This window comes from Lentzea sp., from assembly GCF_036380075.1.
In the GTDB taxonomy this organism is placed as follows: domain Bacteria; phylum Actinomycetota; class Actinomycetes; order Mycobacteriales; family Pseudonocardiaceae; genus Lentzea.
This window is the reverse complement of sequence record NZ_DASVFL010000095.1, coordinates 1-10143: the sequence shown is the minus strand read 5'-3', so window position 1 is coordinate 10143 and position 10143 is coordinate 1. Positions and strand designations below refer to the sequence as shown.

At 71.4% G+C, this 10143-nt stretch carries 11 protein-coding genes; 1 reads left to right on the top strand and 10 read right to left on the bottom strand.

All coding sequences use genetic code 11. From position 1 onward, the window contains the following. Nucleotides 1-514 (top strand): ribonucleotide-diphosphate reductase subunit beta (locus tag VF330_RS11410; RefSeq protein ID WP_330851511.1); only part of this gene is annotated, 514 nt, incomplete at its 5' end. A gap of 64 nt (nt 515-578) precedes the next feature. Here the strand turns inward: VF330_RS11410 and VF330_RS11405 are convergent. The 10 genes from VF330_RS11405 to VF330_RS11360 all read right to left on the bottom strand — a co-directional run. Further along, nucleotides 579-785: a hypothetical protein gene (locus VF330_RS11405; RefSeq protein WP_330851510.1), complete on the bottom strand. Its 207-nt coding sequence runs from the start codon at nt 783-785 to the stop codon at nt 579-581. A 375-nt stretch (nt 786-1160) separates the two neighbouring features. Beyond that, nucleotides 1161-1661, bottom strand: a complete 501-nt coding sequence (locus tag VF330_RS11400; protein WP_191299306.1) for a hypothetical protein — start codon at nt 1659-1661, stop codon at nt 1161-1163. Between the two features lie 70 nt (nt 1662-1731). After that, a complete protein-coding gene (locus VF330_RS11395) occupies nt 1732-2073 on the bottom strand; it encodes a hypothetical protein (RefSeq protein WP_330851509.1) in 342 nt (113 codons plus the stop codon). Between the two features lie 551 nt (nt 2074-2624). Continuing rightward, nucleotides 2625-3833, bottom strand: a complete 1209-nt coding sequence (locus VF330_RS11390; RefSeq protein WP_330851508.1) for an FAD-dependent monooxygenase — start codon at nt 3831-3833, stop codon at nt 2625-2627. Further along, a complete protein-coding gene (locus VF330_RS11385) occupies nt 3830-5227 on the bottom strand; it encodes an MFS transporter (RefSeq protein ID WP_330851507.1) in 1398 nt (465 codons plus the stop codon). Before VF330_RS11385 ends, VF330_RS11390 begins: the two co-directional genes overlap by 4 nt. Next, entirely contained in the window at nt 5224-5931 is a 708-nt protein-coding gene (locus VF330_RS11380; RefSeq protein WP_330851506.1) for a YoaK family protein, read from the bottom strand. Before VF330_RS11380 ends, VF330_RS11385 begins: the two co-directional genes overlap by 4 nt. After that, a complete protein-coding gene (locus VF330_RS11375; protein ID WP_330851505.1) occupies nt 5928-7733 on the bottom strand; it encodes a gamma-glutamyltransferase family protein in 1806 nt (601 codons plus the stop codon). Before VF330_RS11375 ends, VF330_RS11380 begins: the two co-directional genes overlap by 4 nt. A gap of 16 nt (nt 7734-7749) precedes the next feature. Then, nucleotides 7750-8877, bottom strand: a complete 1128-nt coding sequence (locus VF330_RS11370; protein ID WP_330851504.1) for a DUF3500 domain-containing protein — start codon at nt 8875-8877, stop codon at nt 7750-7752. 125 nt (nt 8878-9002) lie between these two features. Further along, nucleotides 9003-9647 carry a TetR/AcrR family transcriptional regulator gene (locus VF330_RS11365; protein WP_330851503.1) on the bottom strand — a complete coding sequence of 215 codons (645 nt, stop codon included), beginning with the start codon at nt 9645-9647 and terminating at the stop codon, nt 9003-9005. Nucleotides 9648-9667: 20 nt separating this feature from the next. Beyond that, nucleotides 9668-10143, bottom strand: a 476-nt coding sequence (locus VF330_RS11360) for an aminotransferase class I/II-fold pyridoxal phosphate-dependent enzyme (RefSeq protein ID WP_330851502.1), incomplete at its 5' end; no start/stop codon positions are given.

The window sequence follows — 10143 nt, the reverse complement described above, 5'->3', positions numbered from 1 at the left end:
CCTGCTCAACCTGATCTGCTTCGCGGCGTGCATCGAGGGCCTGTTCTTCTACGGCGCCTTCGCCTACGTCTACTTCCTGCGCTCGCGCGGGTTGCTGAACGGCCTCGCCTCGGGCACCAACTGGGTGTTCCGCGACGAGTCCATGCACATGGCGTTCGCGTTCGACGTCGTGGACACCGTCCGCCGCGAAGAGCCCGACCTGTTCGACGAGTCGCTGTTCGAGCAGGTGCGGGAGATGCTGCGCGAAGCGGTGGACGCCGAGGTGCAGTTCGCGGACGACCTGCTCGGCGGAGGTGTGGCCGGCATGTCGGTGGCCGACATGCGCTCCTACCTGGAGCACGTCGCCGATCGGCGGCTGCAGGTGCTCGGGATCGAGCCGATCTACGGCTCGAAGAACCCGTTCGCGTTCATGGAACTGCAGGACGTGCAGGAGCTCTCGAACTTCTTCGAGCGCCGGGTGTCGGCCTACCAGGTCGGGGTGAGCGGGACGGTCTCGTTCGACGAGGACTTCTGATCGGCCCGGCTGGGGTCCGCACGGGCGGGCCCCAGCCGGCGTCGAGCTGCCGGTGTCGCCGGCATCAGCCTCCAGCGGACCAGGCAAGCGCGTCTGCGCACGTTTCCGAGCTGCTCTTCTCCTCCGCGAGGAAGATCGTCTGAGCCATCATGCGGCAGTCGGACATCCCCTCGCGCAACGCCTCGATGGACTCCTCCGGGTGCACCGGGTCGATCACGGCGTTCGGTCCGACGGCGTTGAACTGGTGCGAGACGCCGCGTGGGATCTGCATGTCGACCCAGGTGTTCTCCGGGAAGGCGTACGGCCAGCGATCAAGGCCTCCGGCATGCCCGCGCGCAGGGTTGCCGAGCTCGTCGGCTGGGGTGAACGCCGATCGGGCCGATGTTGCGGTGTGCACGTCCGAGCCTCTGCAGCGTCTACGAAGATCCTCTTGGGTCTGCCGTACAAATGCTGAAGATGGCCGTGGCCGGTCTGGTCGCCACCACCGGCCTGTGGATCGTGCCGCCGGTCGCCAGCGTCGCCTAGGACGTGGCGGCCGGACGGCTTGCCGGGTCGCTGATCGGCCCCCATATCGTTGCGCAAGCGCAAGTAGAACAATGCTATGAGTTGAGACAGTTCTATTGTATCGTCGGCCGCAGGCCCGACGTTAGACGCCGCGGGTCCAAAACTCTTGTGCCGACCCGGTGAACGGCTCCGGATCGCCGGCGAGGAAGAACTCGTCCCACGTCGGACCGTCCGAGAGCTCCCAGTGCTCGACGGCCAGGCCGTCCTTGAAACGCCACGCCCCCATGCCGACGCGGGTCCAGGTCCAGTCGCCGCGCGACGTGCGGAAAGTGCCGTGCACCACGCCGTAGTGGTCGTCGGCGAGGATTTGGTCGAACTGGACCGGTTCCACGTTGGCGTCGGCGAGACCCGCTCGCCGCTTCATGTACCGGCGCATGAAGTCCATTCCGCCGGTCGCCGCCAGGCGAACACCGCCGGTGTGGATCACCATGTCCGGGGACATCTTCTCCATCACCTCGACGGTGTGCTCGTGCAGCCGCTGGATCTTCTCGTCCTCGCTCAGGCCCGGATCGGCCGAGATCGCCGCTCCGCCCCGGTACAGGTCGGCCAGCCACACGGCGTTGGGGTGGGTGTCGGACAGCAAGGTGCGCCTCCTCGGGACTGAATTATTTGAGATAACTCTATCATTCAATATTGATGTCTCATTGGCGTAATCAGGAGGGCGTCGACAGGCACAGTTGGCTCGACACGCCGTGCTCTGCCAGGAAGCCGAGCCACTCCGCGGAGGACGCGGCCGTCGCCCGGTGCGGGCCAGGCGTGGTGCGGCCCACCGGCACCTTGGCCACGCTGCACGCCAGCGTCACCGACCGTCCGCGCCATCGCCGTCTCGCCCGACTCGTCGACGTACTCGCCTGACCAGCGCCGCCTGTCCCGGTCTCGACGGACAGGATGAGGGAAGGGACCACGCGGTCCAGGTGACCGTCGTTCATCAGGTACCTCCCTGCCAGTTGCGCCCCTAGTGCGACGCCCTGGTCGTCGTCACCGTCGCGCACCACGGCCAACACCTCCGACCACGCCCCGCGTCAGCCATCCGGGCGGACGGTGCCGCGGATGAACGTCTCTATCCGCCACGCGCCGGGCATCCGGTGCTGTTCGATGAACGGCGTGGTTGGGGTGCAACTCGAAAGCCTTGCCACCGACGACCTACGTCCTGGTGGCCTTGCGGCCGTTCGGTGACGTACTCCCGCCGCCTCGGCCTGCCTCGGCCAGCAAGACGATGCCGCGGTCCGCCGCCTGCCGCGTGTGAGTGCGGCGAGCTCGTCGCTCACGTAGCTGGAGCACGCTCAGTGCGCGCCGCGCTCCAGGCACAGCCGCACCAGCGCGCGGAGCTCCGGCGTGGGCAGCACGGACACCACGACGTCGCCTTCCCAACGCAGCGGCCAAGGCGCCGTGGCCGGACGGGCGCACGCCTGCGGTGCCGGTGAGGCCGAGTCGTGCCAGGCAGCGTTCGGCCTCCTCCTCCTCCTCCTCGGTGCGTGCTCACAGCCGCATGCAGTGCAACGTCGCCAGCGCCCACTGTCACCACGTATCGGTCACCCGCGTGAGGTCAGGATTCCGCCGGGTATCGCAGGCGTTGTTTCGTCATGGCGAACTCCGGCAACGTGAGAGCCGAGTGGGCGTCGCGTCCCTGCGCCGGAGGTAGGGCGCTGAGACCGCGCAGCCTCTCATTGCGCCGCTCGAGGTCCTGGGCGGTGGTGGGGAAGAGCGTGGCGCCGCCCTTGCCGACCAGGTCCTGGTTGAGGGTCACGAACTCGCGGGTGCTGTGCTCGTAGCGCCGGAAACCCTCGGCGTGGTCCTGGCCGGAGAGGCTGCCGGCGAGCATGTACGCGCCGACAAGCGCGAGGCTCGTGCCCTGGCCGGTGAGGAACGACGGTGCGTACGCCGCGTCGCCGACCACCGCGACCCTGCCGGACGACCAGTGCGGCATGCGGATCTGGCTGACCGCGTCGAAGAACAGGTCCTCGGCGCCGCGGAGGGCGGTGAGCATGCCGGGGATCTCCCAGCCCGCATCCGCGAAGACCGAGGTGACCAGGTCCCGCTGGGCCGCGAGGTCGCCGAACGCGTCGAACGGCGGCTGCGGCAGGGCGAAGTTGAGGAACGCGTGCACCTCGTCGTCGTTTCCGGTGGCGTACAGCGCGGCCGCCTTGCCCGGCGCGTTCCACATGACGGTCTCGTGGGAGAGGCCGAAGGTGTTGCGCATGGTGAAGATGCCGAAGCAGTAGCCCAGGTACCGGTGGAACTGCTCCTCGGGGCCGAACACCAGCTCGCGGGTGCGGGAGTGCGTGCCGTCCGCGGCCACAACGACGTCGAACGTCCGTGCGGCGCCGCTGTGGAAGGTGACGTCCACGCCGCGGTCGTGCTGGTCGAGGGTCGCGATCGAGTCGTCGAACAGGAACTCCACGTCGTCGCGGACGGCCTCGTGCAGCGCCTCGGTCAGGTCACCGCGCCGCACCTCGAGGTCCCGCCCCTCGACGCCGCCGCTGATGGCGTGGGGGCGCAGCGCGGCGACCCGGCTGCCGTCGCCCTGCAGGAAGGTGATGCGGCGCAGGTCGATGTGGGCCTCCCGCAGCCGGGGCAGGAGCCCCATCCTGCCGAGGACGTCGAGGGCGGTGCCGCGGACGTCGATGGGGTAGCCGCCGCTGCGCGGGGCGCTCGCCTTCTCCACCACGGTGACCGCGTCACCGGCGCGGTGGAGCCAATACGCGAGGACCGGGCCTGCGACGCTGGCGCCGGAGATCAGGACGGTGCGGGTCATGAGCGGGTTCCTTTTCCGGTGATGCGGACGACCAGGAGGGACAGTGCGGTGACGGCTCCGGCGATCACGAAGCCGGTGACGAAGGCGGACTCGGCGGGGACGTCCGAGCCGGGAAGGGTGCCCGCGGTGAGGATGGCGCCGCAGACCTGGACGCCGACGGCGAAGCCGAGCACGCGCGTCACCAGGACCAGGCCGGTGGCGATACCGGTGTCGCCCTCGTCGACGGAGGTCGCGGTGCTGGTCACCATCGCGGTGATGCACAGGCCGTTGGCGAGCCCGACCAGCGCCTTGCCGACGATCAGGTGCCAGACCTCGGTGTGCACGGCGGCCATGGCGAGCAGTCCGACGGTCAGGAGGACGGCGCCGGAGGCCACGACGGCACGTGAGCCGAAGCGCCGCGTCGCGAGCCCGCCGAGCGGTCCGGCCAGGGTCGCGGCCACCGCGCCGGGCAGCAGGTAGAAGCCGATCTGGGTGGCGCCGGCGCCGAACCCGTAGCCGTCACCGGAGACGGCGAACAGCTGCGGCACGAGGTAGAGCGCCCCGGAGGTGCCGACGCAGATCACGAACGTCAGCAGGCACGACTTCCACACCGCGGGCTGGGCCAGCATGCCCAGGTCGACCATCGGAGAGGCCGCACGGCGCTCGACGGCGACCCACCCCGTCGCGAACGCGGCCAGCAGGACGAGGAGGCCCGCGAGCACGAGCGGCTGCGACGCGATCTCCGGTGCCAGCGCGAGGACCAGCATCAGCGTGACCAGCGTCAAGCTCAGCAGCGCGAGGCCCGCCCAGTCGATCCCGCCCTCGCGGGGGTGACCAGGCTGGTCGTCCGGCATCAGCCGGCCGAGCAGCGCGGTCGCCGCGATGACGGCGAACGTGGGCAGTGCGAACATCCAGTGCCGGGACAGCTGCTCGGCCACGGGACCGGCGGACAGCGTCCCTGCCATCCCGCCGCCCACGAACAGGCCGCTGACGACGCCGATGGCCACTTTGGACCGGTCTGCGGGGAGGTGCTTGCGCACCAGGATGAACGACAGCGGCAGCGCGCCCACCATGGCGCCCTGCAGCACCTGGCCGAGCAGCAGCACGGGCAGGTTGGGTGCCAGCGCCGACACCAGGCCACCGGCGCAGACCACCGTCATCAGCCGGATCAACACGCGCTTGCCGCCGTAGCGGTCGCCGAGCTTGCCCGCGACCGGGGTGACGAGCGCGCCGGTGATCAGCAGCACGATGCTGAGCAGCGCTCCCTGCGCGGGACTCATGTCCAGTTCACGTTGCAGCAGCGGCAAGGTCGGCGTCACCACCGACTCCAGCGCGCCGGTGGCGAGCGCCAGCAGGCCGAGCGCCCAGAGAGCCGACTTCCTCATCGTGGCTGGGGGAACCGGGGTGGTGGTCATGGGCGTCCTCCTGGTCGTTGTGCGGTGACGGGACTTCTCGTCGGGGACGAGGACGATCTGGTGGAGGCGGACACGTGGCCGAAGCCGGTGACGGCGAGCACGACTGCCGCCGCCGCGGTGACCGCGAGACTTTCGTGCACGAGGCACAGAGCCGCGCCTGCGGCGGCACCGAGAACGAGGAGCACGACCACGGCCCCGCGCCGGCCCGCGCCCTGGCCGCGGGCCGCTCCCAGCCGGGAGTCGGCGGCGAGTCCGATCAGGGTGGAGGTGACGACCACGGTGGTGACGTCCTTGACGCCCAAATGGCGGGCTATCGCCGCCTGCGTGCCAATGGCCAGCGCGAGAGAGGACGCCATCACCGCGGAGGCGCTCGTCCCGATGAGGGCCAGGCCGAGCGCGGTGGCGGCCAGCACGAGGCCGGCGCCGGCCAGCAGTGCCGTGCAGCGGTGGCCCCAGCCCGGCGCGGTGGTCCGCAGCACCCGTCCGCCCGCGGCCGCACCGGCGAGGAAGAACACGAGCGCCAGGGCCGGACCGAGCACCGGGAGTCCGGTGCCTCCCACGGCCGCCATGCCGAGGATGACCACGTTGCCCGTCATGTTGCCGGCGAAGACCTGGTCCAGGCGCAGGTACCCGACGGCGTCGACGACACCGGTGGAGAAGGTGAGGGCCAGCACCAGGTGCACCGGCGTGACGCGGGCGGTCACCGGCCCACCGCGTAATCCTGGGCGCCACGGGGGTTCGCCGCCGCCCCGAGGACGCCGGTGTCCGGATCGCGGGTGACCACCGACAGCCGTCCCTGGCTCCACGGCCCGGACACCGCCACGTCGTGCCCGCGTTCCCGCAGACCGTCGACGACGGCGGCACCGGCGCGCTCCTCGACGACGAGGCTGCCGGGGCTCCAGGTCCGCGGCCAGAACGAGCTCGGGAACGCCTTGGTGTGGAAGGCCGGCGCGTCGATCGCCTCCTGCGGGCCGAGGCCGAACGCGAGCGTGCGCACGAGGTAGAGCAGTTGCCACTGGTCCTGCTGGTCGCCACCTGGCGTGCCGAGAGATGCCATCGGGCGTCCGTCGCGCAGCAGCAGCGTCGGGCTCAGCGTCGTGCGGGGCCGCCGTCCTGGCTCCAGGCATGACGGCGCGGCGGGGTCGAGCCAGGTCATCTGGAGCCGTGTGCCCAGCGCGAAACCGAGGTCCGGCACCGCGGGCGACGACTGGAGCCAGCCTCCCGACGGCGTCGCGGAGATCATGTTGCCCCACCGGTCGACGACGTCGATGTGGCACGTGTCGCCGCGGGTCTCGCCGGTCTGCTGCACGGTCGGTTCTCCGACCCCGTCCGCGGCGACGGCGTCCTGCGCGGTGACGAGCGGCGGTGTGTACGGCGGGACACCGATGTCGCCGGGCCGGAACGCGGTCGACGCGACCGAGCCGATCAGACCTGCCCGTTCCTCGCTGTAACCAGGGTGGAGCAGTTGCCGCACAACGGATTCCGCCCGCGCCGGGGCGAGGTGTCCGTAGAACGCCTCGCGGTCCGCCATGGCCAGCTTCACGGCCTCGGTGATCGTGTGGACGCCCTGCGCGGTCGACGGGTCGATCTGCTCGTCGTCGAAGTGGTCGAGCAGGCTGAGGGCCTGCAGCAGCACGGGTCCCTGTGACCACAGGCCCGCCTTCGCGACCGTGGTACCGCGGAACTCCGCGGTGACGGCGGGTTCGAGCGACGGCACGAAGTCGGCGAAGTCGGCGGCGGTGATCACGCCGGCGTGGTCGGTGCCGCTGGAGTGCCGGTGGGGGACCGCGGCGAACTCGGCCACGGCGTTGGCCACGAAGCCGGTGCGCCAGGCCCGGCGCGTGGAACGGATGCGCGCCGCTCTCGACCCACCGGTGCCCGCGGCGCACAACCGGCGCAGGGTCCGGGCGTAAGTGGTGTTCACGACGGTCTCGTGCGCACGGGGCACCCGGCCTTCCGGCATCCACAACGCGTACGAGGTCGGCCAGTGCGTGCGGAAGAGGTTCTCGACGGTCGCCAGGACCCTTGCCAGCTGGGGCACGACCGGAACGCCGTGCTCGGCGTAGTGGATCGCGTAGGCCAGCACCTCGGGCAGGTCCCAGGTGCCGTGCTCGGCGAGCAGCCACAGCCACGAGTCGACGGCGCCCGGAACCGCGGCGGCCAGCGCGCCCGCGCCGGGCACGTGGTCCAGGCCCTCGGCCAGGAAATGCTCGATCGTCGCCCCGCGCGGTGCGTGACCCTGGCCCGCCAGCACGACAGGCGACGGGTCGCCCACGGCGGCGAGCACGGCGACGAGGTCACCGCCCGGCCCGTTGAGGTGCGGTTCGGCCACGTGCAGCACGAAGGCGCCCGCCGCGGCCGCGTCGAAGGCGTTGCCGCCGCGTTCCAGCACGGACTGGGCCGTCGCGGAGGCGAGCCAGTGCGTCGAGGCGCACATGCCGAACGACCCGCGGAGCGTAGGACGGGTGGTGTGCGGGTCGGTGTCGGGCTGGGGTGGACCGGCCATGGACGTCGTACTCCGTTCAGGGGTGGTGGGTGGCGTGGTGAGCGGCCAGGACGTCGCCGCCGAAGTCGGCCTCCGGGTCCCGCCACACGGCGTGCGCGTGGTTGGCGCCGCGGTGGACGTTGGTCCACTCGACGAGCAGCCGCGGACCGCGCAGGCGGTAGTAGTGCGGTTCGCCCGCCGCGGTGGAACCGGCCCAGGCGAGGTGCACGGCGTCCAGCGCCGCCGGGTCGTCGTAGCAGGACAGCGGGGAGACGCTGTCCGGGACGCGGCCGAGGTAGGTGCCCAGCAACGCCCGCAGCAGCTCCCGCTGCCCGGTGTCGAGCTCGCTGCCCGGCACGCCCCGAGGCTCCCGCGTGAGGGCCAGCGCCCGCTGGTCGGCGTCGTTCAGGCCGGTGACCGGGTGGTCTGCGCGGTCGGGCACGTGCCCGCCGCGCCGCCACAGCTCGCGCCGCCGCAGCACGCGGTCCCTGACCCAGGAGCTGTTGCCCGCCACGACGTCGTTCGGAGCGGTGGGCAGCAACACCGCTCGGGCGGTGAGGTCCGGGTGCAGGGACCGAACCAGCTCACCGGCCAGGTCCTCGGCCGCTCCCAGCGGGCGCAGTGCCGTGCCGCCCAGCAACGGCGACGCGGCCGGGTCGGCGCCGAGGAAGCACGGTGTGGTCGCGACGACCCGCCCGTCCACCACGAGGTTGTTGAGCGAGACGTGGTGGCCGCCGAACCTCCACCCCCACGGCCCCGGCCCGCCGGGCTCGCCGAAGACCCGCAGGTAGTAGAGGCCGGGGTCGCGGGTGCGCTCCCGGCCCCAATCCACCGAGAAGCCCTCGACGCGGTCGAGCACGTTCTCCAGGCCCAGCACGGTGGCGACGGTGGTGTAACCGGCCTCGGACAGTCCACTCGCGACCAGCCGCATCACCATCCGGTGCTGGGCGGGACGTTGCTCGTGGAAGGTCAGGCCGCCGTGGTCGGTCGGCGTGTAGAACCACCGGGTTCGTTCGGCCTCGGTCTCGCCGTCGGCGCCCGGTGCCGGCCCGACCGCCACCTCGCGCTGGCCGGGGTCGAGGGAGTCGAGCCACGTGCCGGCCGCCTCCGCCATGCGCTGCGCGACTTCGGCGCTCGCGTCGCTCATGCCTGGCGCACCGGACATGACGGCTCCTTCGTTCGCAGATGGCAACTAACGTATTGATTGAGATGGTTTTATCAATTAACGGGCGCGCGGGGCCCAAGTCGGGGGAACGGATCAGGTGCTGACGTGGGGCCGCGCGAGGGCGGTCAGCCGACGCGGGCCCAGCCGCGCAGCGCGCCGCAGAACGCCTCGGTCAGCCGGGTGACGATCTCCCGGCGGGACAGGCTCGTCTCGTTCATGAGGTCCAGGACCTCGCGCGGGTCATAGATCATGTTGTTGAGGAACAGGGCGTGCTCGAGCATCTTCGCCGGCAGCTCCAGGTCGCCGAGCAGCGCCAGCACGGGCTCCGACCAGGCGTTCCGCATGGTCTCGATGATCTCGTTGCCGTTGTGCAGCCGCTCCAGGTAACCCCGGCGGGACCGCAGCTGCACCAGGGCGGGACCGTGCTCGACCAGCAGGTCCAGCCACTTGTCCACGGCGGCGTCGAAGAGCGGCCTGCCCTGCGCGGTCGACTCGGTGGTGAACTCGTTCAGCTCTTCGACGACGCTGAGCACGTATGCCGCGAGCACCTCGTCCAGCGAGGAGTAGTACCGGTAGGCGGTGGCGGGACCGATCTCGGCGCGCGACGCGACGGCCTGCATCGTGAGCTCGTCGGGTGCTTCCCTGGCGAGCTCACGCACGGCCTCGAACAGCCGCCGGCGGTTGCGCAGGGTGTCACTGCGCAGCTTGCGCCCGCCTCGCGGGGCGGCCTGCCGATCGGACACGGGCCTCCTGCCCTCGTAGAAGTGCATGCGAAGCCTATCGCCTACGATCATGGCGGGCCCGGCCGCTCGGGTGCGAGGTGGCCGACGATGCGGTCCAGCCCGGTCCGCAGGTCGTCCTCGGAGGCCGCGAACGAGATCCGGATGTGCCCCTCGCCGGACGGCCCGTACTCCGATCCGGCGCGGACCAGCACCTTCCGTGCGGCGAGCGCGCGGACGACCTCCTCGGACGGGCGGTCGGCGGTGTAGCGGAGGAAGCCGTAGAACGCGCCCTCCGGTGGCACGAGGTGCAGGCCGGCTACGCCCGTGAGGCGCTCGACCACGAGGTCGCGGCGCTGCCGGTAGGTGTCGACCATGGCGTCCACGACGCTGTTCGGCAGGGCAAGAGCGGCGAGTGCGGCGCGCTGGACGGCGGTGTTCACCGACCCGTTGAGGGTGCGGTGCACGTGCGCCGCCGCGTCCACGACCGCTCGCGGCCCGGCCAGGTAGCCGATCCGCCAGCCCGTCATCGCGTACGTCTTGGACA